25 protein-coding genes are annotated in these 26,190 nt (G+C 39.6%); 20 read left to right on the top strand and 5 right to left on the bottom strand.

All coding sequences use genetic code 11. The annotated features are described in order from the left end of the window. Nucleotides 1–39 precede the first annotated feature (39 nt). The 8 genes from hpaA to XDD1_RS04675 all read left to right on the top strand — a co-directional run bounded on the left by hpaA (nt 40) and on the right by XDD1_RS04675 (nt 7,953). Nucleotides 40–948 (top strand): 4-hydroxyphenylacetate catabolism regulatory protein HpaA, encoded by a 909-nt coding sequence (hpaA, locus tag XDD1_RS04710; RefSeq protein ID WP_045969141.1) that lies wholly within the window; start codon nt 40–42, stop codon nt 946–948. Nucleotides 949–1,030: 82 nt separating this feature from the next. Beyond that, nucleotides 1,031–1,597: a hypothetical protein gene (locus tag XDD1_RS04705; RefSeq protein ID WP_045969139.1), complete on the top strand. Its 567-nt coding sequence runs from the start codon at nt 1,031–1,033 to the stop codon at nt 1,595–1,597. Between the two features lie 366 nt (nt 1,598–1,963). Continuing rightward, the gene (locus tag XDD1_RS04700) at nt 1,964–2,377 is read left to right on the top strand and encodes a hypothetical protein (protein WP_156979642.1); all 414 of its coding nucleotides are present in this window, start codon (nt 1,964–1,966) and stop codon (nt 2,375–2,377) included. Nucleotides 2,378–2,573: 196 nt separating this feature from the next. Next, nucleotides 2,574–4,136: a 4-hydroxyphenylacetate 3-monooxygenase, oxygenase component gene (gene hpaB / locus XDD1_RS04695; RefSeq protein ID WP_045969135.1), complete on the top strand. Its 1,563-nt coding sequence runs from the start codon at nt 2,574–2,576 to the stop codon at nt 4,134–4,136. A 20-nt stretch (nt 4,137–4,156) separates the two neighbouring features. Then, nucleotides 4,157–4,675, top strand: a complete 519-nt coding sequence (gene hpaC, locus XDD1_RS04690; protein WP_045969133.1) for a 4-hydroxyphenylacetate 3-monooxygenase, reductase component — start codon at nt 4,157–4,159, stop codon at nt 4,673–4,675. A gap of 589 nt (nt 4,676–5,264) precedes the next feature. Continuing rightward, a complete protein-coding gene (locus XDD1_RS04685) occupies nt 5,265–6,422 on the top strand; it encodes an iron-containing alcohol dehydrogenase (RefSeq protein ID WP_045969131.1) in 1,158 nt (385 codons plus the stop codon). Next, nucleotides 6,422–7,435 (top strand): zinc-dependent alcohol dehydrogenase, encoded by a 1,014-nt coding sequence (locus tag XDD1_RS04680; RefSeq protein ID WP_045969129.1) that lies wholly within the window; start codon nt 6,422–6,424, stop codon nt 7,433–7,435. Before XDD1_RS04685 ends, XDD1_RS04680 begins: the two co-directional genes overlap by 1 nt. After that, nucleotides 7,432–7,953, top strand: a complete 522-nt coding sequence (locus tag XDD1_RS04675) for a hypothetical protein (RefSeq protein WP_052705643.1) — start codon at nt 7,432–7,434, stop codon at nt 7,951–7,953. Before XDD1_RS04680 ends, XDD1_RS04675 begins: the two co-directional genes overlap by 4 nt. Here XDD1_RS04675 and XDD1_RS04670 read toward each other — a convergent pair. Next, a complete protein-coding gene (locus tag XDD1_RS04670) occupies nt 7,934–8,977 on the bottom strand; it encodes an IS630 family transposase (protein WP_045969127.1) in 1,044 nt (347 codons plus the stop codon). The genes XDD1_RS04675 and XDD1_RS04670 overlap by 20 nt on opposite strands. A 101-nt stretch (nt 8,978–9,078) precedes the next feature. On the opposite strand from XDD1_RS04670, the gene XDD1_RS04665 reads away from it, so the two are divergent. From XDD1_RS04665 to XDD1_RS04625, 9 genes are all read left to right on the top strand, one after another. Next, nucleotides 9,079–9,654, top strand: a complete 576-nt coding sequence (locus XDD1_RS04665; protein ID WP_084720942.1) for an Asd/ArgC dimerization domain-containing protein — start codon at nt 9,079–9,081, stop codon at nt 9,652–9,654. Beyond that, nucleotides 9,644–10,582: an NAD(P)-dependent oxidoreductase gene (locus tag XDD1_RS04660; protein ID WP_045969125.1), complete on the top strand. Its 939-nt coding sequence runs from the start codon at nt 9,644–9,646 to the stop codon at nt 10,580–10,582. The genes XDD1_RS04665 and XDD1_RS04660 overlap by 11 nt, the downstream gene beginning before the upstream one ends. 123 nt (nt 10,583–10,705) lie before the next feature. After that, nucleotides 10,706–11,179, top strand: coding sequence for a helix-turn-helix domain-containing protein (locus tag XDD1_RS04655; RefSeq protein WP_045968011.1), 474 nt, complete (start codon nt 10,706–10,708; stop codon nt 11,177–11,179). Continuing rightward, on the top strand, nt 11,173–11,709 hold the full coding sequence (locus tag XDD1_RS04650; protein WP_084720900.1) for an IS630 family transposase: 537 nt from the start codon (nt 11,173–11,175) through the stop codon (nt 11,707–11,709). Before XDD1_RS04655 ends, XDD1_RS04650 begins: the two co-directional genes overlap by 7 nt. 10 nt (nt 11,710–11,719) lie before the next feature. Then, nucleotides 11,720–12,577: a phosphoenolpyruvate mutase gene (aepX, locus tag XDD1_RS04645; RefSeq protein ID WP_045973335.1), complete on the top strand. Its 858-nt coding sequence runs from the start codon at nt 11,720–11,722 to the stop codon at nt 12,575–12,577. Between the two features lie 91 nt (nt 12,578–12,668). Further along, the gene (locus XDD1_RS04640; RefSeq protein WP_045969123.1) at nt 12,669–14,840 is read left to right on the top strand and encodes an FAD/NAD(P)-binding protein; all 2,172 of its coding nucleotides are present in this window, start codon (nt 12,669–12,671) and stop codon (nt 14,838–14,840) included. A gap of 96 nt (nt 14,841–14,936) precedes the next feature. Continuing rightward, nucleotides 14,937–16,238 (top strand): aminotransferase family protein, encoded by a 1,302-nt coding sequence (locus XDD1_RS04635; protein WP_045969121.1) that lies wholly within the window; start codon nt 14,937–14,939, stop codon nt 16,236–16,238. Then, entirely contained in the window at nt 16,235–17,293 is a 1,059-nt protein-coding gene (gene pgk / locus XDD1_RS04630; RefSeq protein ID WP_045969119.1) for a phosphoglycerate kinase, read from the top strand. Before XDD1_RS04635 ends, pgk (XDD1_RS04630) begins: the two co-directional genes overlap by 4 nt. A gap of 155 nt (nt 17,294–17,448) precedes the next feature. Next, nucleotides 17,449–18,030, top strand: a complete 582-nt coding sequence (locus XDD1_RS04625) for a pyridoxine/pyridoxamine 5'-phosphate oxidase (RefSeq protein ID WP_045969117.1) — start codon at nt 17,449–17,451, stop codon at nt 18,028–18,030. A 79-nt stretch (nt 18,031–18,109) separates the two neighbouring features. Here the strand turns inward: XDD1_RS04625 and XDD1_RS04620 are convergent, their stop codons facing one another. Further along, nucleotides 18,110–19,093 (bottom strand): IS30 family transposase, encoded by a 984-nt coding sequence (locus tag XDD1_RS04620; protein WP_045968417.1) that lies wholly within the window; start codon nt 19,091–19,093, stop codon nt 18,110–18,112. A 287-nt stretch (nt 19,094–19,380) separates the two neighbouring features. Between XDD1_RS04620 and XDD1_RS04615 the strand changes: the two genes are divergently transcribed. From XDD1_RS04615 to XDD1_RS18380, 3 genes are all read left to right on the top strand, one after another. Then, nucleotides 19,381–19,983: a LysE family translocator gene (locus XDD1_RS04615; protein ID WP_045969115.1), complete on the top strand. Its 603-nt coding sequence runs from the start codon at nt 19,381–19,383 to the stop codon at nt 19,981–19,983. 651 nt (nt 19,984–20,634) lie between these two features. Continuing rightward, the gene (dtpB, locus tag XDD1_RS04610) at nt 20,635–22,089 is read left to right on the top strand and encodes a dipeptide/tripeptide permease DtpB (protein ID WP_045969113.1); all 1,455 of its coding nucleotides are present in this window, start codon (nt 20,635–20,637) and stop codon (nt 22,087–22,089) included. Nucleotides 22,090–22,298: 209 nt separating this feature from the next. Continuing rightward, nucleotides 22,299–22,679 (top strand): hypothetical protein, encoded by a 381-nt coding sequence (locus tag XDD1_RS18380; protein ID WP_052705641.1) that lies wholly within the window; start codon nt 22,299–22,301, stop codon nt 22,677–22,679. Nucleotides 22,680–22,771: 92 nt separating this feature from the next. Here the strand turns inward: XDD1_RS18380 and fbaA are convergent, their stop codons facing one another. From fbaA to epd, 3 genes are all read right to left on the bottom strand, one after another. Further along, nucleotides 22,772–23,848: a class II fructose-bisphosphate aldolase gene (gene fbaA / locus XDD1_RS04600; RefSeq protein ID WP_045969111.1), complete on the bottom strand. Its 1,077-nt coding sequence runs from the start codon at nt 23,846–23,848 to the stop codon at nt 22,772–22,774. A gap of 57 nt (nt 23,849–23,905) precedes the next feature. Then, nucleotides 23,906–25,072, bottom strand: a complete 1,167-nt coding sequence (pgk, locus tag XDD1_RS04595; protein WP_045969109.1) for a phosphoglycerate kinase — start codon at nt 25,070–25,072, stop codon at nt 23,906–23,908. A gap of 73 nt (nt 25,073–25,145) precedes the next feature. After that, on the bottom strand, nt 25,146–26,165 hold the full coding sequence (epd, locus tag XDD1_RS04590; RefSeq protein ID WP_045969108.1) for an erythrose-4-phosphate dehydrogenase: 1,020 nt from the start codon (nt 26,163–26,165) through the stop codon (nt 25,146–25,148). Nucleotides 26,166–26,190: the final 25 nt, after the last annotated feature.

Raw genomic sequence — 26,190 nt, 5'->3', positions numbered from 1 at the left:
CCGCTATCTTAGCCAACAATCAGAAACGGGAGAGCATCGATGTCTGCATCCTATACGATCAAACCCATCATCACCAATATCGATATCAGTAAGGATTATGATGAAACCCAAGGCTCGGATGATGTTCACTACCAAACTTTTGGCCACATGGCGGCATTTTTCGGGCGTGATATGCAGGCACATCGCCACGATGGTTTTTTCCAACTGCATTATCTACTGACCGGACGGATTGAACTGCAATTGGATGAACAGCACTATTCCGTGCAAGCCCCGCTGTTTATCCTGACTCCACCTTCTGTCCCCCATGCTTTTTTTACCCAGGAAGATACGGATGGTTATGTATTGACTGTCCGCCAGGAATTGATTGCACCCTTGCTCAGTTCACTTTATCCCACTCATCGAGAGTGGGTTGATATTCCGGCTATTTGTCTTTCTGTCGCGGAGAAATACGATGAATTGGACACCTTCAACCATTATTGGGCCTTGATCGGGCGTGAGTCTGCCAATCAATTTGCTGGACGTGAGCAATCACTGGCTTTTCTGGCTCAATCTTTGTTTACCTTCCTGCTGCGCAGTGTTCCCCTTGATGATCACGGTTCTGGTGGCGTCAAAGGAGAATTGAAACTGTTCCAGCATTTTAACCAATTGGTTGATCAACATTATCACCAGCATCTTACCGTGCCGGAATATGCGGAAAAATTGGGAATGACGGAATCACGCCTGAAAGACATGTGCCGGCGTTTTGCCAATCGTCCACCGAAAAAACTGATCTTTGACCGGCTCCTGCGAGAAGCAAAACGATTATTATTGTTTAGTGACAGCCCCGTATTTGCAGTAGCCTATCAGCTTGGGTTTAAAGATCCTGCCTACTTTACCCGGTTTTTTAACCGATTAGTGGGATGTTCTCCGAGTATTTGGCGGGAGAGGCATGAAGGAGGGAATAAATAGCGTTAATAACGGGTATATTCTTGGAATTAACATATTGCTCAAATAATATTTAACAATATCTCCACTCAACAGGAGTGTAATTATGTCAATGTTAACATTACGCTATCTCTTTTTAGCTAAACAAGCCATTAATTATGTGAACAATACGGTTGGAGTAATATCGCCAAATCAGCTACCGACTCAAACACAGGAACAACAAGATGAAAGACGCAGATGTAATATTGAGTTATCACGTATGAGAAACTCAATTCAAGAGAGACTTGAGCCAATGCTTGGTAATAGCAATACACTCTCTGATTCTTTTTACAGAAAATACTTTCTACTTTCTAACTTTGACACTGTAACGTCTCACCTGGGAAATTGTGGAGAAAAAACCATTCTTGCTTTCTCATATCTTAAGATGCGGGGAGCAAGACCACTTGAACTATTTGATATCGATATTGATAACAAAGGAGAAGATGCACACTCAATTTTAGTCATTGGCAGAGTAGCAGGAAATGACTTGTTCCCCAATACCTGGAACCGTGAATCGGTGGTGTGTGATCCATGGAATAACCAGTGTTACCCAAGCAGCCTTTATGATAGCAAAACTCCATTTACAGGAAGATTGATTCTAAACTATCGTTATGGAAATAACATTCCCAGATAAGGTCACGGTTGCACTATTTTATAGTTTATAGAGTCTTTATAGTTTATAGAGTCATACAACTCCCCTCTGGATAATATGCAATCGAATAACATGTTGATAATAGCGTTTTTTCAATAGTTAACTGTAATCTAAAATACAATAATTTCATGAAGGTCAATGATGGGAAAGGCATTAAATTTATATTTGGCAAACAAAGCGATTAAACATATTAATATTACGCTTGGCATTATCTCGCCGAACCGACCGCCAGAATATTTACACTCTCTACCTTCAAACCGAATTTATTATAATCAGCGCCTCCAAGCCATACGGGAAAAAGGACAAAAAACATTAAATCATTATTATCAAAATCGGGCTGCCGATACCATGAAAAAATATCCGGATATCATCAATAAAGAGCCGGGAATTACTAATCCTGCCAGATATTATGCCGCTAAAGAGCCACAGAAACATCTCATCAGGCAACGATTAATTTCCAATAACTATGCCGTAGAAGCGGGTGTCGGTAATTGTAATGAAAAATCACAAATTGCTTTTACTTATTTATTGCTGCGAGGTGCCCGTCCACTTGAACGTTTCGTCATCATTAATGAAATGGGGATCAGTGACCATGCTTTTATTGTGATTGGCAGAAATCAAGGTGAACCGCATCAATCAGCAAGCTGGAACCATGAAGCCGTCATTTGTGACCCTTGGGATAACAATGTCTTCCTCTCTAATGGTCGCGATCTCAGCACTTTTTTTAATGGCACATTAAGACTGATGCACCGCTATGAGTAAAAACACCAAGCCGATCACATTTACGCAACAAACTCGCTGTTTTTATCGAAAAGTACCAGTAAACCTGCCGAAAGTCTCTTCAACAGAGACCGTTTAGTCGCTTCAATCAAATAATGCAAGAAACATAAAATCAACATACAAACCCCATATGGATAACAAACCCAAATAAGGGGATTTTTCGGAACATGAGGTTGCTATGAGACTAGAAAATTTGCGGGCTGACCATAAACGCCCATTTACCAGTAAAGAATATTTGCGTTCACTTCAGGATAACCGTGAAATTTACATCTATGGTGAACGCGTCAAAGATGTGACAACCCACCCGGCTTTCCGCAATGCCGCAGCTTCAATTGGTCAACTGTATGATGCCCTTCATGCCCCGGAAACTCACGATGCCCTCTGTTGGGATACCGATACCGGTAATGATGGCTACACCCACAAATTTTTCCGTTTCGCCACCAGCACAGATGACATCCGCCAACAGCGCGACGCCATTGCGGAATGGTCACGCCTGAACTATGGCTGGATGGGACGCTCACCCGATTATAAAGCAGCATTCTGTTGCTCACTGGGTGCCTATCCTGAATATTATGGACAATTCGCTGACAATGCCCGCCTCTGGTATAAACGCATTCAGGAAAGCTGCATCTATTTCAACCATGCGATTGTTAATCCACCGATTGATCGCCATAAACCCGCCGATCAGGTCAAGGATGTCTTTATCAAGATAGAAAAAGAGACCGATGCCGGCATTATTGTCAGCGGCGCCAAAGTCGTCGCCACCAATTCGGCCCTGACTCACTATAATTTCATCGGTTTTGGCTCTGCGCAGGTGATTGGGGATAATCCTGATTTTGCCCTGATGTTTGTTGCCCCCATGGACGCCGATGGCGTGAAATTAATCTCCCGCGCCTCTTATGAATTGGTGGCCGGTGCGACCGGAACGCCTTTTGATTACCCCCTTTCCAGTCGGTTTGATGAAAATGACGCCATTCTGGTGATGGATAAAGTATTAATTCCATGGGAAAACGTGTTAATTTATCGCGATTTTGATCGCGCCCGCAATTGGGCGGTGCAAAGTGGTTTTGCGCGGCTATTTCCCATGCAAGCCTGCGTGCGCCTTGCGGTTAAACTGGATTTCATTACGGCGCTGCTGCAAAAAAGCCTTGAATGCACCGGCGTGGTGGAATTCCGTGGTGTTCAGGCCGATTTGGGCGAAGTGGTTGCGTGGCGCAATCTGTTCTGGTCATTGACCGATGCGATGTGGGCAGAAGCCAAGCCGTGGGAAAATGGGGCTTATTTGCCCGATACCCAAGCGATTCAAACGTATCGCGTGATGGCGCCCATGGCTTATACAAAAATCAAGAATATTATTGAAAGCAACGTCACCAGCGGCCTGATTTATTTGCCATCCAGCGTGCGTGATATGAATAATCCTGAAATCAATCAATATCTTGAAAAGTATGTCCGTGGCTCTAACGGTATTGACCACGTAGAGCGCATCAAAATTTTGAAATTAATGTGGGATGCCATTGGCAGTGAGTTCGGCGGCCGCCATGAATTATACGAAATCAACTATGCCGGTAGTCAGGATGAAATTCGCCTGCAATGCCTGCGCCATGCCTATGGCTCCGGCAATATGAAAAAAATGACGGAATTGGTGGATCGCTGTCTCTCTGACTATGATTTGAATGGCTGGACCCGACCCCACCTGCACAATAACCGTGATATTAACCTGTTAGATAAGCTGCTGAAATAAGTCAGTAGCAGGAGGCTATTATGTCTGTAGAAAATGAACATCGCCTGCGTTTTAGGGATGCGATGGCAAGCCTATCCGCTGCGGTGAATATCGTCACCACGGATGGTCTTGCAGGGCGCTGCGGTATTACGGCAACGGCAGTATGCTCTGTGACTGATACGCCTCCGACTTTGATGGTCTGTATTAATCGCAAGAGCAGCATGAATCCGGTATTTCAGGAAAACGGTCATCTGTGTGTCAATATCCTGAATCATGAACAGGAATTGATGGCACGCCATTTCGCGGGCATGACGGATGTCAGCATGGAAGAGCGCTTCAATTGGGATATTTGGCGAACCGGTGTGCTGGGGCAACCCCTGCTGCAAGGAGCACTCGCCAATTTAGAGGGACGTATTGAGCAAGTACAGGAAGTGGGGACTCATTATGTCTATCTGGTAGAAATAAAACAGATTATGGTTCGTGAAGAAGGTCATGGGCTGATTTACTTTAAGCGTGGCTTTCATCCGGTGATGGATAAGACTGTAGCTACCACCGTTTAAAATATTATCCCATCGGATATATATCCTTTACCTTTCAAACTATAGTTTGAAAGGTAAAGGATATTCAACAACCTGAAACTCCTACCATTTAAATTAAATCCAACTCGCAAAGAAATGGTAATTTATCTATTGTGAATACAATATGAGTATAAAAATCTTCTTTACTTTTCAAATTACAGTGTTACTCGTTACATTGTTTTTTATCCTGGTAGAATCATAAACCTATTGGGTGTATTAAAATAAAACAAAACAAAAAATGAAAAACAAAAATAAAAATCACAAAGTAACATATTGATTTTTTCAAAAAAAACATTGAAACAAAAAACTCAAGATGATATAACATAATAAAAACAACACCTGAATAAATATCAATTATAATAAAAAATATCACTTATCAAGCAACAAGATTATTTGTTTATGTAAAACAAATTTTTACAAACAAAAAATGAAACATCGTACCACTGACAATAAATATTTGCTCTTTTATTTTAAAATTAACAATTAAAATAAAAAATAACTCTTCATTAATAATTATTATCCATGACAACTAATTTTATTTTCACTAACATTAAAAATTATGAGAACAAGCATGAATACAATATCAAAAAACAATTTCGGCATATCATTTAGCTTGCCAACAAAAATAATTCTTGAAAGACACTCGTTAGAGAAATTATTCCTCTACCTCAAAGAAAATAAACTTACCAAAACATTATTAATTATCTCGCAAGGCGCATTAGAAAGATCACCAATCCTGATGAAATTATTTAAAAAAATCAACACAATAACAGAAATCAAAATAATTCCTTATATTATTAAAAGTCATACTAAAGCATCAACTGAAGAATTGCTAAGGATAAAAAAACGGTTATCCTGTGAAAATTTTGATTCCCTAATTTCGGTAGGTGGAGGCAACATCCTTGATTTAGGTAAAGCTGCTTCAATCTGTATCGATGAATCGGTACAATTTGCAACCTTAGTCGGTAGTACCTTTGAACACGTGAACAAAAAGTTATTTCATATCGCGGTTCCCACCACATTTGGAACAGGTTCAGAGGTAACCAAAGGAGCAATAATTCTAGACAGCAGCAATGGTAATAAAGATGGCATCCGAGGAACAGCTATTTTTCCAGACATTGCTCTGATTGACTCTACTTTGGGTCACACATTGCCTGATAATATTTTATGCGAAACGATATTCGATAGTTTTACTCATGCTTTTGAAGCCATTCAAGCCGTGAAACAAAACAGATTTATTGAATTACTTGCCTTAGAATCACTATCTTTAGTTAATAATGTTGTAGATAAATATTCAAAAGGCAATATTGACGATCAATTTTACGATGATATCGCCTATATTGCTTTACTAGGAGGCATCTGCGTCTGCCACAACAGTACTTGTTTACCTCATCGATTTGAACAAGCCTTATCTCCTATATATAAATTATCTCATGGTGCTGGTTTGGCCGCATTTTATCCAGAGTGGATCAAATTCTTGATTGAACACCATGTTGAAAAACCTTTACCAAACGATATCACGCAAGGTATGCCACTAAATGAATACGTTGAAAAAATACTCATTAAATTAAAATTAAATACCTTAATAGATACATTAAAAACGTTAGATATAACCCCAAAAAATATTTCAAAAAGGATAAAAGGCAATATTACCAATGATCCTTTAGTAAATAAAATAGGTAACGAGGCAATAAATTCATTGGCTATTAATTACTTAGGAAAAAGATAATGAATTATTCTTTAATATGCATGAAAAAAGGCTATCAATTTTATCAGAAAGAATCTCCATTGGAACTCAAACCTGATTTTTTATTACTGGAAATTCAACAAGCAACTATTTGTGGTTCAGATTATATGGTTCTCCACGGAAATCACCCTTACAAACAATATCCAGCTATTCTTGGTCATGAGTTTGTTGGAAAAATAATAAATACCAACAGTACTTCAAGATTCAAAGAAAAACAATTTGTCACAGCACTATCTTATGGTTATTGTGGTCATTGTAAATTCTGTCAGATTAAACGTTATAACCACTGTTTAAAAAAGATCACTTATAATACTGCCGGTAGCGGTGGAGCATTTTCTAAACATATGGTTGTTCATCATAGTTCATTAGTGCCTCTTCCTGATAATTCGGATTCAGATTCACATTTATTCGTTCTCGCTGAACCTCTCAGCATTGTTATACATGCACTTAACAAAGTTAGCATTGTTCCTACGACAAAAATACTAATTATTGGTGCAGGAGCAATAGGTCAGCTAAGTGCCCTTGTCTGCCAAGAAACTTACAGTGCCTATGAGATAATTTTCGTAGAAAAAAATCCGGCCAGACGGGATTTTGTTGCCGGACTTGGATTCATCACAATTGATGACTACTCTGCATTAACAGAAAATCATTTTGATATAATGATTGTCGCAGGGGGAAATCAATTGAATTTCAGCCAAATTCTCAATCTAATGGCCATTGGCAGCACGATATTGTTAATTTCTTATTTTGACACTATTAGCCAATTTGACATGAATGTTATTGTACGCAAGGAATTAAAAGTCAGTGGTTCATTCCTAAGTACCCCCGGTGATTTACAGCAAGCTGTTGGTATGCTGAATAGCGCTACAACCATGCACTCACAGTTAGAAAAAATAATTACTATCAAAATTCATTTCAATGAACTTAAAGATTACATGCTCAATGGAAATTCAAACGGAAAAGTATTAATCGAGTCAATAGGAAATTTAGAATGAAAATTACAGCATTTGTTATTGGTGCAACAGGCTGGACTGGATGTGAAGTTATTAGATTGTTAACGTTTCATCCCTGCGTGAAAGAAATCTATCCCATCTCTCGAGAAGCGAATATAGATCTTGAATCGTTACATCCTAATCTGATCGGTATTGCTAAGAAAACATATACACTAGAAGAAATACAACATGTAGAGCCTGATGTCATATTCCTTTGCTTACCATCTGGTGAATCACATGCTATGGCCCTTGCTTTCAGCTATAGCAATGCAAAAATCATTGATTTAGGTGCTGATTTCCGCTTTACAGATCCTGCTCATTTTGAAGAAATTTATGGAATACCACATGAAGCAAAGGAATTACAAGAGAAATTCACTTACGGTTATATTGAAGAATACCGGGAACTTATCAAAAAAAGTCACTATATCGCTAATCCTGGATGTTATGTTAATGCAGCTTTATGTGGTCTTATTCCTTTGATCAAAGAAAATAAATGCCTTTTCATAATGCTGAGACTCTGATATTTCTGATTCCTTTCAACGTCTTTTTTCCTGACGCCGTTTTTAAAAAAATTTTCACATTTTTAATCAGTTGCCACATAAATTGGCAACCATGATTACGGGTAACCGTTTCATGTAACGATTGCCATAACCGCTCTATTTTGTTCAACCAGGGCGAATAAACCGGAAGGAATAAAAGTGTCACGCTTGGATTCTGTCGTAACCACGCTTTTACTGACTTACTTTTATGAATAATGTAGTTGTCTAAAATCACGGTGAGCGTTTCTGCGTGACGATATTGGCGTTTTAATTCTTCTAACGTATTGATAAATAATTGAGCGCTTTTCTTCATGTAACCCGTAAAAACAATTTTGTTGGTCCGGACATCAAGACAACCCGCAACGTAGTATTTTTGATTTTTACCCGGCGTATTAATGCGTTTTTGCTGGCCTTTAAAATACCAGCCCGCCCCGATTTTCGGGTTCAAGTGAATATCCACTTCATCTTCATAAACAACAGGATGTTTCTCTGACGCCCGGGAAAGCGCTTCGGTAATGCGGGCCATTTTTTCTTCATATTCCGGATCGGGTAACTTGACTGTCGGGGCCCCTTTTCTCCAGACAATCCCTTGTTGACGGAAATAACGGTAAAGTTTGCTCATTGAAAGGGTGATATTAAGTAACCTTTTGATTAAAAATACAAAAAAGGCCAGGCTCCATCGGGAACCGAGATAACCGAACTGTTGGGGAGAATGTTCCAATAGATAAGACAGAAAAGGCCAAAGTGGGGTTAAATGCCATCGGGTATGGCGGCCTGCCGGTAAACTGAGTAACCCCATCCATCCCAGCTCCCTAAACCGCTTAATCCAGCGCCAGACAGAAGACTCAGCGCAACACAGTTTATCGGCCACTTGGGAGACCGGCTCTCCTTGGCATAACCAGAGTATGCCCATGATCCGGTGGGCATAATTTTTATCTGTGGTTTTTTGAACGACTTTTTTCATCTGGCGCCGTTCATTTCGGGAGGTTGGTGGTAAGATAAGCATAACTCAGTCCTTCCTTTTGCGGTTTCTTTTATTGCAATCAAGACATTCGCAAAAATAGGACTGAGTTTCTTTGAGACTCCTACCATTTTGGCAAGCCATTTATAATAAATACCGACACAATTTTTATTAGTGCCGTTAACGGGACTTCAGGAGCTGGAAACCATTACAAAAAAGAATTACTTCATTATAATCAGTTTGGCAACATGCTGGCCTATTCCCTCAATGGCCATCGCCATACTGATGAAATAGAAAATATTATTAAAGAGACCACAGGAAAACAGGCAAATATTTCCTTAATCACTTCACATGGAAATTTTGTTAGAGGTATTTTCATGGTACAAGCCATGAAGTTGAATACGGAAATAACACATGACAGACTACAGATTCTGAAATATTTACAATCCTATTATCAATCAAATGAGTTTGTGTCTATTATTGGGTTAAATCGAGGTTCTCAAGGTATTGAAAAAGATTACAGCATTTATCCTCAACTTACTAAAGTCATTGGTTCAAACTCCTGCCATATATCTATTGATATCGTTCCAAAAACTGGTGAATTACGTATTGTCAGCGTCATCGATAATTTAGTCAAAGGTGCAGCAGGAACTGCCATTCAAAATATGAATCTTATGCTAAACATCAAAGAATCCACAGGATTAACACGCTATGGCCTCTAAATTAAAAATCCTTATTGTAGATCCTATTCATATAAAATTGAAAAATTATATGGAGAGGAACTTTACCATTACGGTAAAACATCCCATTACACAACAAGAATTAATAAATTGTATTAAAAAATACGATATCTTAGTACTCCGCAGTGGGGCACAAATAAACAACCAATTTCTTGAACAAGCAAAGCACCTGCGGGCGATTATACGTGCAGGGACAGGTATCGATAATATTGATCTACAGGCTTTAAGTAAAACAGATATACTTTTTTACAACACACCGAGTACTAATTCTAGAGCTGTAGCAGAACTCAGTTTTAGCTTAATGCATTGTCTTTTTCGTCATATAAAACGAGCAAGTACAGAAATAGAATCCAACATTTGGAATAAAAAACTACTGATGGGTTTTGAGCTGAAAAATAAAAATCTAGGCCTGATCGGTTTTGGCAGTATAGGACAAGAAATTGCACGCATTGCCAAAGGATATGATATGCAGGTTTCCTGTACAGTTTCTCATTACACCGCAGAACGTGCAGCGGATATGAAAAAAAAAGATATCACTTTATTTGATGATCTTAATGTTTTGATGGCATTCAACGACATATTGGTCGTCTGTTGTCCATACACTGAATCGACAAAAAATCTGCTAAATAAAAATAACCTATGCCATTTGCAACCAACATCAATTTTGATCAATGTTGCCAGAGGAGGTGTGGTTTCTGAACAAGATCTTTATCAGTCACTGGCTAATAGAGATATTTATGGCGCAGCCAGTGATGTTTTCGAATATGAAAGACAATTCTCGCCATTATTCACTTTAGATAATTTTATTGGCACGCCACACATTGGTGCAATGACAAATGAATCACAAGAAAAAATTGCTGATTTAATTATCCGATTTCTAGAAGAAAAACTTCTGAAAGAAGTATATTAGTTAATAATTATTAAATGTGAAACAGAAATAGATTATAATCTAGGAGTTGTAAGTTAATCAGATAAACTATCTGCATTACTGTTACAATCGATAACACGATAACCTGATTTTCTGCCTGTCCTTATGAAATCGAAGATAATACTTTCTGAGCCTGAACGAATAACATTGCAACAACTCGCTTTGAATCATCCCCACCGGGATATCCGTACGCGAGGAACGGGTTTGCTCATGCTTGCCAGAGGGAGCAAGCCGTCCCAGATCACCGCTGAAATAGGATGCAGTCTCCGGGTTATCTATAATTGGGTTCACATGTGGCACAATTCAGGGATAGCGGGATTATTAGGCGGTCATGCTGGAGGCCGGTATCTCGCTATGACGCCTGAAATGATTGCCACTGCGGTCGAAGCTGCCTGTGCAGAGTCCCTAACTCTCGCACGGATAGCCCAGTGCGTTGAGGCAAAGCATGGGCCCCTGCCTTGTACGCTTGAAACGCTGGCAAATACCCTGAAAAAGCAGGGGCTCACCTATAAACGCACCCGTCTATCGCTTAAAAAAAGCGCAACGAAACGGAGTTTGCTAACAAATCCGCCTTGCTGAATAAAATTAAGGCTGGAGCACAGTTAGGCCATTACCGTTTGGTCTATTTTGATGAGGCGGGTTTTGCCGCATCTCCTCCGGTGCAATATGGATGGAGTCCACGGGGTAAGCCCCATGAAACTGAGCCTCAAGAGCATGACAGGCGGTCAGTTCTGGGGGCGTTAAATTACACGGATAACACGCTGTTTTACCAGACAACGTCAGGCAGTATCACGCGAGATGACGTGATTGATTTTTTAGAGCAGCTCGCCCAACAAGGGGACAACCGCCTGACATTTTTAGTGTTGGATAATGCGCGTATCCATCACGGGATTGAAGAAAAAATCAGAAATAGCTGGTTACGAGAACACAACCTGTTTTTATTCTACCTTCCCGCCTACAGCCCAGAGCTGAATTTGATTGAAATCGTCTGGAAACAAGCCAAATACCATTGGCGACGTTTTATCACTTGGACTCAGGAGACAATGGAGAATGAATTAAATACGTTATTGGGCGGTTATGGTAACCAATTTGCAATTAATTTCTCTTGAGTACTTAATAATGAATATTCAAGAAAGATTAAAAAACAAAATACAAACACAATTTATGGAAGCACATAATGGATTAAGTGCAAAAATTGTCGAACAGGCTGGCTTTGAAGCTATTTGGGCATCGGGACTTTCTATTAGCGCTTCAATGGGGCTTTCTGATCGTAATGAAGCATCGTGGACGCAAGTGCTCAGCGCATTGGAGCAAATGTCAGACAATGTTGATATTCCAATATTAGTCGACGGTGATTCAGGGTTTGGTAATTACCTAAATGTAATACGCCTTGTAAAAAAACTCAATCAAATTTCTATTAATGCCCTGTGTATTGAAGATAAACTTTTCCCCAAAATAAATTCTTTCATCGGTGAAAAACAAGAACTAGCACCTATTGAGGAATTTTGCAACAAAATAAAAGCAGCCAAAGATACAGGGGGAAGTAATTTTACTCTGGTCGCTAGAGTAGAGGCGTTAATTTCTGGTAAACCTATGACAGAAGCTTTGGAGAGAGCTGAAGCATACAGGCAAGCAGGTGCTGATGCTATTCTTATTCACTCAAAGAAAAATACTGCAACTGAAGTATTTGAATTTTCTCAACATTGGAAAGGAAAATTACCTCTATTTGCAGTTCCAACAAAATATTACAACACAAAATATTCAGAATTTATTTATTATGGTATTGACAATTTAATCTGGGCCAATCATCTTATAAGAAGCTCTATTTATAGCATGAAAAGAACCGCAGAAAGAATCTACAATGAAAAATCTCTTATAAATGTCGAACACAATGTTTCAACATTAGAGGAGTTATTTGAATTAACTAACGAAAGGAATATAAATAAATTGGAAAAATTATATAACCCTTCAAATTAAAAACAGAAATAGATTTAAAAAATCATTCACATTACATATCCTTTTTATCATGGGTATAACTTCTACACTCAACTAAAATATGGAAAATTAAATGACTAGAATTGCAATAATCGGTGGTGGTCCTAATAGTATGTACCTTCTTAATGGTCTATTAGGCGTACTAAGTGAAAATCCAAAACAAAGACTAAATATAACACTATTTGATAAATATGGTGACTTTGGTTCTGGTTGGGCTCATTCCCCACGGCAGCCTAAAACCAGCATGCTAAACCGTATCGTTGGCCAGCTTGCTTACGCTCCCGATAAATCTAATAATATATGTGGATTTTTTCCAAAATCAACCAATATAACGTTCAATGAGTGGTGTAAAAGAAAATATACTCTTACACAGGATGAAAGATATAATAAAAATCCAGATGAATTCCCTACGCGTGAATTATATGGAGAATCATTAAAAGAAATTTTCTATGCACTAGTCAATGAATTATTGGCGACTGGGGCTGATATAAAACTTATAAAAGATGAAGTCAATGGTATAAAAAAAGAATCCGGTAGTCTATACAAACTCAGTACAATGACCAACTCAAAAACTCACATTTTTGATATTGTAATTCTAGCCACTGGACATCAAGAATTGAAGGACAACCTAGTTCTGTCCAAGCAATTAAAAACATGCACAGAGTATTACAATTTTGCTTATCCTCTATTTGATGTGCCACAATGGCAAGAAAAACGAATTGGTATTATAGGAATGGGGCTTACGGCCATTGATATAATGCTTTACTATACCGAAAATAAAGGAGGGAAGTTTATCCGTGAAAATAATCAACTAAAATATAAGCCGTCAGGAGAAGAACCCAAAAAGATCTTCGCACTTAGCCGATCAGGATACTTCACCTACAGCCGTCCACATAATTTCAAAGAAATTGATTTACAAAAATATGAACACAACGGTTATTTTTACACGCGTCAACTTGTGGACAAACTTCGTGAACAATTAGGTGCTCCTTCCCACTCGGATAGTTCTCCCGTCAACCATTCGAAGCAGCTAGATTTTGATCGCCATATTTTTCCCGTACTGCTACTGGAACTCAAACTATGTTATTACCGAATTCTATTTGGTCAGGAAATATTAGAGCTCATGCTCGAACAAACTCGGCCATTAGTGGATAATTTTAGTTCTAGCCATAACCAACACAACATGCAAAAAGATACGGCAATTGAATTCTTAACTAAAGCTGTCGATATTTTGGCTAGAGAGACTGTTTTCAAGATTAGACGTTATCTTAATGATCAAACCACTACTTTTATCCAACATGTCACCATAGAATCCGCAGTTAAACGATTTGTCCATGTTGTTTATGGTCAGCAAGTTGCAGAAAGTGGCAATATTATTCAGGTAGTTCAACAACTCCCATCAATGGGCAGCCCTTGGGGACATAGTACCGAACCTGAAGCACATTTGTTCAATTGGGATTTCATTGTCGATCCCATTACACATATGAATTTTAGTCCGAATACACCGTACCGTGACAGACTTCTTCAGTTCATGGAATTAGATCGTCTACAGTCAGAACAAGGTAATCTAGATAATCCATATAAAGGCGCTTGTGATGACGTTTTCCGAGATTTGCGTCAATGTGTTGTTTATGCTGTTGACTTTGGGGGAATTACCCCTGCTTCTTATCACTGGATGCTGAAAGATTTCTATGCTGTACATAACCGTGCGGCCAACGGTAATTGCATTGAACTCATGGAAAAAATTGAAGCTCTTATTGAAGCAAATATTGTCGATGTCACTTATGCCAAATCAAATATCCAGATCGATGATAATATCGTCTATCTTCATAGCCTGAGTGATCCTGGAAATTTAACGACACTTGACACCATGATCGATGCTAAATTACATAATTTCGATGTCAAAAAAGCCAAAGGCCAACTATTTACCAATCTCCTTAACGAAGGCATAGCATCCTGCTGGATTCATAAGGATCAGAATGGCGTTGAATATCCCATATCAAGTTTTAATATCACACGTGAATTCCAGTTTATTAATTGTCATGGAGAAAAAGAGCTGGTGTTCTGTATAGGCCAACCCTCAGAAGGAATTATGTTCTTTCAAAATGGCTCTATTCGTCCAAATGTTAATCACCATGTCGCTAATGACGTGTTAGCCTGTATCAATGCAGTGAAACGGGAATTGAGCAATACCAACAAATTTGGTACAGAATCATCACTGAATAAGCAAAAAATAATCCCTTAACATAAAACCAAAATGTAAGCCTAGGCTACAGCTTTACAAGTGACAACATTATCCCATTGCCAACGTAGCGATGGGTATTTAACACTGAGGTTTATTATGAGCTATATGTACCCGTTTAAAGGATTTTCCCCAGATTTACCTAAAGTAGTTTCAGGAAAAGGAATATGGTTATTTGATGAAAATGGCAAGGGATACATTGATTCCTCGTCTGGCCCAATGACTGTCAACTTGGGCCATTGCCACCCAACAGTGATTGAAGCAATAAAAAATCAAGTTGAACGTCTTCATTTTGCATATCGTTTTCATTTTCGCAGTAATGAACCAGAAACTCTATCATTACGTTTAATCCTATTATCAGATGACAACAAACGCTATGCTTTTTTTCTCAACGGAGGTTCAGAAGCATCAGAAGCGGCATATCGTATTGCATTAGATTATTTTCGTTATAAAGGGCAAGAAGGCAAAATTTATGCACTGGGACGAGAAATAACCAATCATGGTAACACAATCCAATCTCTTAGCTATGGAGATGACCGAGCTCGCAGACATAATTTATTGGGCAATTCTCTTGACCCAGTAACCAGTAGCGTAAAATTGACACCCTGCTATTGCTTCCAATGCCCATTGAATAAGTTACCTGACAGCTGCCAACTTGAATGTGTTACTGAATCACTAAATACTATTGATAAATTCGGATCTGAACGTATTGCGTGTGTTTTTATTGAACCAATTACTGCATCATCCGGTGGAGCCTTGGTTCCACATAAAAAATATATGCAAGCACTGAAGAATGGCCTTCAAGAACGAAACATTCTCCTAATAGCTGATGAAATTGTCACTGGCTTGGGACGTACCGGAGAATGGTTTAATATGAAAACATGGGGCGTTGAATCAGATATTACGGTGATCGGGAAAGGCCTTGGCGCAGGTTTCTCCCCCATTTCAGGGCTATTGATCTCAGAAGAAATAGGCCACTTGCTAGCATCTCAATCAACTCCACATTTTATCGGTCATACCTATTCTGGTAACCCACTATCAACTGGTGTAGCTCTATCGGTTTTAGACGTATTAACAAACGAAATTGGCATGCATGATATCAAAACCAAAGGTGAATATTTCGGCTTATTACTGAATGAGATGTTATCCGATATTCCTTGTATTGTAGATATCCGTGGACAAGGGTTACTTTGGGCAATTGAAACAAACCTCCATCAAAGTATGAGCGCAAAATTCATACCATCAGGACACAAGCATAGCATTAACCTCTATGCTTGCCGCTCTTCTGGAAAACATAAAGATTCACTCACCTTACTGTTCACCCCACCATTTATCATTACCCAACATGAACTATACGAATTAGTATCCCGAGTTAGAAAAGTATTCAGAGATAACCTATGAAAAATAGAAACGTGATTTTGTATAGCGCTGGAATCAATATTGATGAAGGAGTGACATCTCATCCTCGCATTGATGAAGAAGTTAACTCTTTATTACCTTTATTAAATACAAATAAAGCTATTTCCCTCCTAAACCATCAAGGAGATTTTAAAAAAAATAGTGCTAAACAAACACCTTATATAGCCCAAATACTTTCCCAGAGGCTGCAACGAAAAGTTGACTATTTTGAACATTGCGTCGGCGAAGAGGCAATAAAACGTGCTAACCAGATGCAACCAGGAGATATTATCTTATTCAGCAATACCCGACTATATCCAGAAGAACAAGACAACAATATAAATTTCGCAAAACAATTATCTCAATTAGGTAATGAACTTATCATTGGTGGTTTTTGCAAGTTACACCGTGAAAACGCGTCAAATACCGCAATTAAAAATTTTTTACCCTGGAGTTACTCAGAAGGAATCCAGCAGGAGTTAAAAGGTTTGCAAACATGGCGTAAAAAACTTTTTTCTAACCAGAAAACGTTATTAATTCTAGGAGGAAATAAAATAGAAAAGGTTAAGTTCCTACTTTCTCATAAAGGTATTTCAAGCGTGTATAAGATTATTATTGGTGGCTTGGTTCTCAATAGTGTGTTAAAAACCATAGGGATAAATATTGGCAGATCCGCTTATTTTAATATTCAATTTCCTGCTACTTTATTGTCTAAAATATATATCCCAAGAAAACTAATTGTAGAAGATATGGAAGGAAGACGAAATTTACGCAATTTTACTGATATTAAATTACAAGAGAAAATTATAGATTTTATCTTTGAAAAAGAGTTTCTAAACAGTGTCTTTTTATCGCCTAACGATTATTCCTTCTTTGCCGCAGGTCCATTAAGTGTTGCTGATAGCTACTATGCAAGAGAATGTTACGATTCACTTCATAAAGCAGGTGTAGAAGGGTTATTTATGGGAGGCGATACACTAACCGAAATAGATACATTCTCCAACACCTCATCTGGTGGTGGAGCATCCCTCAAATTTTTTTCTACAGGATACCAGTAACTATAAAAAACGACTAGGAAATTTTTATTTGGTCGATTAGACTATTCTATGTGCGGTTCTTTCACAAAGAGTTAGACAGCATCGGGCTTTATGCTTGTAGCCTGATGCTTTCTATATATATCGGCATTAATTAGCAATGAATACCTGAGGAAACTATGTCTGAAGATCCAATATTAAAATTCAAGACTTGGTGGGATGAAGTCAAAAACAACCTGAATTTGAAACATCCCAATGCAGTTTGTGTATCTACTCTCGATGAAAAAGGCTTTCCTTCAGGACGTTTTGTTGACTTAAAAGCAGTAAACAATGGGGGGTTTATTTTCTGTACCTATTTGGATTCAAAAAAAGGGCAAGAACTGCAACGTAATCCAAAAATCTCCCTAACATTTTGGTGGGAAGGTGTTGGTTACCAAGTCCGAGTTACAGGCCTCGCCTTTGAAATATCAGAATCAGACGCAGAAAAATATTGGTACTCTCGTACCCGAGATGCCCAAATAACCACTCTAAGCTGTCAGCAAAGTCAATTATTATCCTCAGAGCAAAAATTACGTAAGCAAGTTGTTCAAGTTATAGGAACATTAAGTGATAATCCCATTCCAAAACCAAAAAATTGGGGAGGATATCGAGTAGAACCTAATACAATCGAGTTTTTAACTTTCAAAGAAGATCGGTTACATCTACGAGAACTCTATTTAGAGAAAAATGGTACTTGGCAAAAATATTTGTTACAACCTTAAAAATTTAGATACGATGCTGTAACTGATAAATGTTCACAACATGTTTATACTTTGTATTTATAGAACTTGGATTCGCATATTAAGCGCAACACCGTAATGAACGAAGTAAATGAGTTGGGGTTCCTGTAAATAACTCATTCGGTGTTTTATAATCTCGTGTCTTACGTGGTCGATTATTTAGTCGGTTTGCCACAAGGTTAACCTCCCGCTCTGATACCTTATTAAAATCGGTTCCTTTTGGGAAGTAATCTCTGATTAATCCATTTATGTTCTCATTTATCCCTCTTTCCCAAGGGGAATACGGATGAGCAAAATAAATTTTTGTCTCTAAATTTTTACCGATCCGTTCGTGTTCGGCAAATTCGAGTCCGTTATCAAAGGTAATTGTTTTAACTTTATGTTTTATCATCGATAAATGTCTTGTCGCCGCTTTGGCAACACCTTCTGCTGTTTTATCTTCAAGTTTAATGATGATCGTAAATAACGATTTTCGTTCAACTAAAGTCAATAAGGCACTTTTACGATCTTTGCCAACGATAGTATCCCCTTCCCAATCCCCAATACGCTGCTTTTTATCAACAATTTTTGGGCGCTTATCAATACTGACTCTGTTTTTAATTTTTCCTCTGTGCTCATGGCTTCCATAGCGTTTACGATACGGTTTTTTCGCTATCCTAAGATGTTGCCATAAATCACCGCCATTTATTTTATCTTTATAAATCAATCGATAAATTGTTTCATGATGTAAAGAGATTTTCGCTTCCCGCTTGAGATAACCCACAACTTGTTCCGGACTTAAATCTTGCCAAATTAACTGTTTTATCCACTTTGTTATCTCTGGCGTGATTTTTACGGCTTTTACCTTAGAATGACGGCGTTCTAATGCTTTACGCTGAGCTTGTTCAGGTTCATATTTCTCGGCTTCCCGGTTTCGTCTCAATTCCCGGCTAATTGTTGATGGGGCCCGATTAAGCGACGTTGCAATAAAACGTTGTGTAAAACCGGCTTCTTTTAAGCCGAAAATCTGGTATCTTTCTGTTTCGGTCAGTTGCGTATAGGCCATAGTGCATTTTCCTTTGGCGAGAAAGATGCCTACTATAGCAACTGACCGCCTTTCTTAGAAATTGCACTTACTATGCGAATCCAAGGAATAAAATTAATTAGTTAGTAAAATTTTTTCTAAAAGCCATTTAAAACATGTATGACTGTTAATTAAAAATATATAATCAACATGGATAAATTATTTATGATAGATACTAAAAAAAATGAAATTCTTGAAAAGAACTCCATGCATAACATTCTAAATATGTTAAAAATAGTTTTGTTTCGAAATAATAAACAGGTGATATTTTGAATATTTTCGGATTTATTCTTACCATATTACCTATTGCCTTATCCCCTGGTGCGAGTTTTACTCTCGGCATGACCAATGTGATGAATAGAGGAATAAAAGGTCTGCTTTCCATCATAATAGGGACATCCTTGGGGATTTACACTCACGCATTACTGGTTGGCTTAGGCGTTACAGGCATAGTGACAAAATATCCATTCATTATAAATATCATACAGATAATAGGAACTATCTATTTAATCTATCTCTCTTATACATTAATAAAAAATGGAATATACTCAGAAAAAAACAGTGCAAAAAAAGTAACAAAAAAAAATGCAACAATAAAAGATGCCTATATCGCTAATATTATGAATATAAAAGCAATTATACTATATCTTACTGTAGCTCCAAGTTATCTAACATCAAACCATATTAATGTGTCAAACTTCATTATTCTTGCTTCTATTCATATTATTATAATGACAATATGGTTATTAGTTTTTGGCTATGTAATTATATTTACTACAAAAAAAATGAATTTCAGTTCGGTAAGTCGTTTTATTAACATTATGGGTGGGGTCTGTTTATTATACTTTTCTCTTTCTCCGTACTTTTTATGATGTTCCTTTCCAGAATGAGAGACGAATGCTTGAATTATATCCAGATAGAGTTTTAATCAAACTTCATCGATATTACACTCATTGTTTTGTTTGAAAAACAATCTGCATTGGGGTGATTTTTAAACCACTGGTTTGTGAAAAGTTCACATTCAAGCCTTGGATAATAAACAAATACTCATGCTCTCGTCCTGTATCTCCTTTCAATCTATAACTGAGTTAGCTTTTCTAGTTTACTACAGCGATACCATACAAATCACTTTCACATTCCACAAAAAAATCTAATATATAGATTTTAGTAATGATACATGATAGCAAGCCATCTTCTATGACTCTCATCAGTAAATAACAAGTTAATTTTGGTTTAATGTTAATCAATTTGGTTTATTTGCAAGCATACAACCCCCATATTAATAATTTTTGATATTCATTTAGTGAATATTATGCCAAATATGGTATTACTTTTTTCGTTAGTGTGATCCACCGTTGAGAAGCTAGCATACTAGTATATTAACCTCCCTCGCTTCACGATCACCTTGAATAAATAAACAAAATCACAACCCGCGCGATACATTGTGTTACAGATATGTTAACAACAGTACAATCATCTGGATGTATTGCCAGCGAAATAATAGCTATATAGAGGCATTTATTATGAGTAAAACCGCTCCGGTCGGTTTATGGGATCAACCCAGACCCTTTTTTATGATCTTTTTTGTGGAATTATGGGAAAGATTTGGCTACTACGGTGTTCAAGGCATTCTTGCTGTTTACTTCGTTCAACAACTTGGATTTTCAGAAACACAATCATTTATTACTTTCGGTGCATTTACGGCACTGGTTTACGGCCTGATTTCCATCGGTGGCTATGTTGGTGATCACTTATTGGGGACAAAACGAACCATTGTTCTGGGCGCCATTGTACTGGCAATCGGCTATTTCATGATTGGACTTTCCATCATGGAGCCTGAGCTGATTTTTTATGCTTTGGGAACCGTTGCTGTCGGTAATGGCCTTTTCAAAGCTAATCCGGCCAGCCTGCTGGCAAAATGTTACCCGCCGCAAGACCCGCGTTTAGATGGCGCATTTACGCTGTTTTATATGTCCATCAACCTGGGTTCTCTGGTTTCTCTTTCGTTTGCCCCCGTCATTGCTGAAAAATATGGTTATGCCATCACCTATAATATCTGCGGGATTGGCTTGATTATCGCCCTGCTGGTTTATATTGCCTGCCGCCGCATGATACATAATATTGGTTCTGAACCCGACCATGCCCCTCTTAACTACGCAACCTTGTTTTTGGTTCTGATTGGTGCAGTGGTGATGATTGGTATCTGTGCATGGCTATTACACAACATCAAAATTGCTAATATTGCCCTGATGGCGATTTCGGTTATTGTAGTGATGATTTTCTTCTGGCAGGCATTCAAACAGGATAAGGTCGGCCGCAATAAGATGTTTGTGGCATTTATTTTGATGCTGCAAGCCATCGTGTTCTATATCCTGTATAACCAGATGCCGACTTCCCTCAACTTCTTTGCCATCAACAACGTTCACCATCAGATTCTGGGTTTTAATATCAATCCCATCAGTTTTCAGGCTCTGAACCCATTCTGGATCATTATCGTCAGCCCGATCTTGGCCGTGGTTTACACCAAACTGGGTGCCAAAGGTAAAGATTTTTCCATGCCAACCAAATTCACCTTCGGCATGTTTCTGTGCTCGCTGGGCTTCCTGACTGCTGCTGCCTCTGGTTTATTTGCTGATGAGCAGGGTATAACATCCCCGTGGTTTATCGTGCTGGTCTATCTGTTCCAGAGCGTCGGGGAGTTGATGATCAGTGCATTAGGGCTGGCAATGGTCGCGACGTTTGTGCCTAGCTACCTGACGGGTTTTATCCTCGGTATGTGGTTCCTGTCACAAGCCGCCGCATCCGTATTAGGTAGCTATGTGGCAACCTTTACTGCCGCACCAGAAGGCGTAACGAATCCACTGCAAACCCTGCCAATTTATATGGAAGTCTTTGGTAAAATCGGGATTGCCACTCTGATTGTCGCCGTGATTATGGCCTTTATGGTGCCGTGGCTGAACAGGATTATGAAAGCGTAAGTATCATTATCCTAATTCTGTTTGATTAAATAAATTTTCCGCTCGTTGGTAATTCAAATAACGGGCGGAAATTTTGCCTTTTTAAATTATAGAATATGATTCTTTATATAGGCGATAAATAACGATGGATTCGCATAAATAATACGTATAATGCCAATGTAAGAAGGAAATTATCCAATTTGTAGATAGAGAATTAGTGGTAGAATAGTATGAAAAAACTTATTGCACTTGCAATACTCTTTGTTCCCGGTATTTCCTTATCGTCAACAAACGACGATTTAGATTATTGTGCCACATCCCAATCCTGGATTGCTCAATATGTGATAAATAGATCTTTCGAGAAAAATAAACAGCTTGATCGAATGAAAGCAACCTCTTCCTTAATTGAAAGAAGAAAGTTAATAAAAGGAAAGAAACCCATCGTATTTAACGAGTGGGGGCAGTTGTATACTCAGACAACGGAAATTTCTATTCCTTATATCGATAATCACAAAAAACCAGTTATTTTAATTGCTTCATCGATTATATCAGCAGAAGAGTGTTCATTAACAGAACCCACTTATTTTGATATAACCCCAGAAAACGATTAGTTTTATTTTTTAGATCAAACTGGCTAATTCAAAAAGAATGTAGCCAGCTTTTACATTAGCTCAATAACGGCTTTCTGAATAACAACTTGTTATTACAGTACGTCAACCGCATTCAGTTCTTTGAAAGCCTGTTCCAGACGAACAATCATCGTCGCCTGACCCGCACGCAGCCAAACACGTGGATCATAGTATTTCTTGTTAGGCTTGTCCGCACCTTCCGGGTTACCCAACTGGCCTTGCAGGTAGCCTTCGTTCTTTTTGTAGTAGTTCAGAATACCTTCCCAAGTTGCCCACTGGGTATCGGTATCAATATTCATTTTTACTACACCGTAGCTAACCGCTTCCTGAATCTCTTCTGCGGTAGAACCGGAACCGCCGTGGAAGACAAAATCCAGGCTGTTGTGTGGCAGGTTGAATTTCTCAGACACGTACTCCTGCGAGTTGTGCAGGATTTTTGGCGTCAGTTTAACGTTACCGGGTTTGTAGACACCGTGAACATTACCGAAAGAAGCTGCGATGGTGAAACGTGGACTGATAGCATTGAGTTTCTCATACGCATAAGCCACGTCTTCCGGCTGAGTATACAGGGAAGAACTGTCCAGATGGCTGTTATCAACGCCGTCTTCCTCCCCACCCGTACAACCCAGTTCGATTTCCAGCGTCATGTCGATTTTCGCCATGCGTGCCAGATATTGGCTGCAAATTTCGATATTTTCTTCCAGCGATTCTTCTGACAGGTCGATCATATGGGAAGAGAACAGTGGCTTGCCGGTTTGCGCGTAGTGTTTCTCACCCGCGTCCAGCAGGCCGTCGATCCACGGCAGCAGTTTACGTGCACAGTGGTCGGTATGCAGAATAACCGGCACACCGTAATGTTCTGCCATTTGGTGAACGTGGTGAGCACCGGAAATAGCACCGATAATCGCGGCTTGCTGACCTTCTGCTTTCAGCCCCTTACCTGCAATGAAAGACGCACCGCCGTTAGAAAACTGGATAATGACCGGAGCACGTACTTTTGCCGCCGTTTCCAACACTGCGTTGATGGAATCAGTACCGACGCAGTTAACCGCAGGTAATGCGAAGTTATTTTCTTTAGCGACGGCAAAGACTTTTTGAACATCATCACCAGTGATGACACCCGGTTTTACGAAATCAAAAATTTTAGACATGTTACGTGGTCCTGTATTGACATTGAACAGGCAGTCAGTGCTGCCTGTTATCACAACTTAGTTACTGTTAGCACGTTCTTCCAGCATCACAACGGCGGGCAGCTTTTTGCCTTCAACAAACTCAAGGAAAGCACCACCACCCGTAGAGATGTAAGAGATCTTGTCAGCAATTTCGAACAAATCGATGGCTGCCAAGGTATCACCGCCACCTGCGATTGAGAAAGCCTCGCTCTCAGCAATGGCACGGGCAACAATTTCGGTTCCTTTACGGAAGTTAGGGAATTCAAAAACGCCTACCGGCCCATTCCACAGAATGGTCTTGGCGCTTTTCAGGATTTCAGCCAGACGTTCAGCAGACGCATCGCCCAAATCAAGGATCTGCTCTTCGTCTTTAATTTCGCTGGTGGATTTCAGTGTGGCATGTGCAGTTTCAGAAAATTCTGTCGCCACACGCACATCGGTAGGAACCGGGATATCACAGCTTTCCAGCAGTTTTTTCGCTTCTGGGATCAAATCATCTTCGTACAGTGAACGGCCAACGTTGTGCCCTTCCGCAGCAACGAAGGTATTGGCAATCCCGCCCCCCACGATCAGTTGATCGGCAATTTTAGACAGGGAATCAAGCACCGTCAGTTTGGTTGAAACCTTAGAACCACCCACAATCGCCACCATTGGACGAGCAGGCTTGTGCAGTGCCTTGGCCAAAGCCTCCAGTTCACCGGACAGCAGCGGACCCGCACAGGCAATTGGCGCGAATTTGGCAACGCCGTGGGTTGACGCTTGCGCACGGTGCGCTGTACCAAACGCATCCATTACGTACACATCACACAGTGCAGCATACTGCTTGGATAACGTTTCATCGTCTTTTTTCTCACCTTTGTTGAAGCGAACGTTTTCCAGAACCACTAATTCGCCTTCCGCCGCTTCAACACCCTCCAGGTAGTCTTTTTCCAGACGAACAGGAGAAGAAAGGGCTTCTTTCAGATAATCAACGACAGGTTGCAGTGAGAACTCTTCGTTGTATTCTCCCTCAGTCGGGCGTCCCAGGTGAGAAGTAACCATGACCTTGGCTCCCTGACTCAACGCAGCCTCAATCGTCGGCAAGGACGCACGGATACGTGCATCAGAGGTAACTTTGCCATCTTTTACCGGCACATTCAGATCAGCACGGATCAATACGCGTTTACCCGCCAGATTTAAATCAGTCATCTTAATTACAGACATGGTGAATCCTCTCATTGATTCTTTATAAATTACTCAATCTTCCGCTGTGTGCTGTTTGTGACACAACAAATGATTATTTGAAACCCGTTGCGGCCATTGCCAGTGTCGTATCAAGCATACGGTTGGCAAAGCCCCACTCATTATCACACCACACAAGCGTCTTAATCAGGTGATTACCGCTCACCCGCGTTTGTGTGCCATCCACAATAGCACTGTGGGGATCGTGGTTAAAATCCGTTGAAACCAACGGCAAATCGGTATAATCCACTATACCATGAAACTCTCTGACCGCTGATTTTTGCAGGATCTGGTTAACATCGTTAACATTCACTGACGTGCGGACTGTCACGCTCAAGTCAATGGCTGTCACATTGATAGTGGGTACTCGAACAGAAATCGCCTCAAACCGATCATTGAATTTCGGGAAAATACGTGTGATCCCCGCCGCCAGTTTTGTATCAACCGGAATGATGGATTGACTGGCCGCTCGGGTGCGACGTAAATCACGGTGATAAGCGTCAATCACAGGTTGATCATTCATTGATGCGTGAATGGTTGTCACTGTACCCGATTCAATATTGAACGCATCATCCAACACTTTAATGATGGGAATGATGCAGTTTGTGGTACAGGAGGCATTGGAAACAATGCAATCTTCGGCAACCAATTCATGATGATTGACACCATAGACCACGGTGGCATCCAGATCATTGCCTCCCGGATGCGCAAACAGGACTTTTTTGGCTCCGCTGGCAATATGAGACTCTCCGTCTGCCCGCTCACCATACTTGCCCGTACAGTCAAGCACGATATCAATACCCAGTTCTTTCCACGGCAGAGCTGAAATTTCCGGTTGATGGAACAGCCGGATACTGTCGTCTCCTACTTGCAATAAATCATTGTTCAGGCGTACATCCCATGCAAAACGCCCATGACTGGAATCGTATTTCAATAAGTGGGCAATGCCTTGTGCATCCGCCAACTCATTAATAGCGATCACTGAAATTTCAGCCCGACGCCCGGATTCGTAAAGGGCACGCAAGACGCTGCGCCCTATTCTCCCGAAACCGTTAATCGCTACCCTGATAGTCATGTTACTCCCTGAATGTCTCTGTAGT

This window comes from Xenorhabdus doucetiae (assembly GCF_000968195.1).
GTDB lineage: Bacteria > Pseudomonadota > Gammaproteobacteria > Enterobacterales > Enterobacteriaceae > Xenorhabdus > Xenorhabdus doucetiae.
Note: the sequence above shows the minus strand (reverse complement) of the source record. Positions and strands in the feature narration are given on the sequence as shown.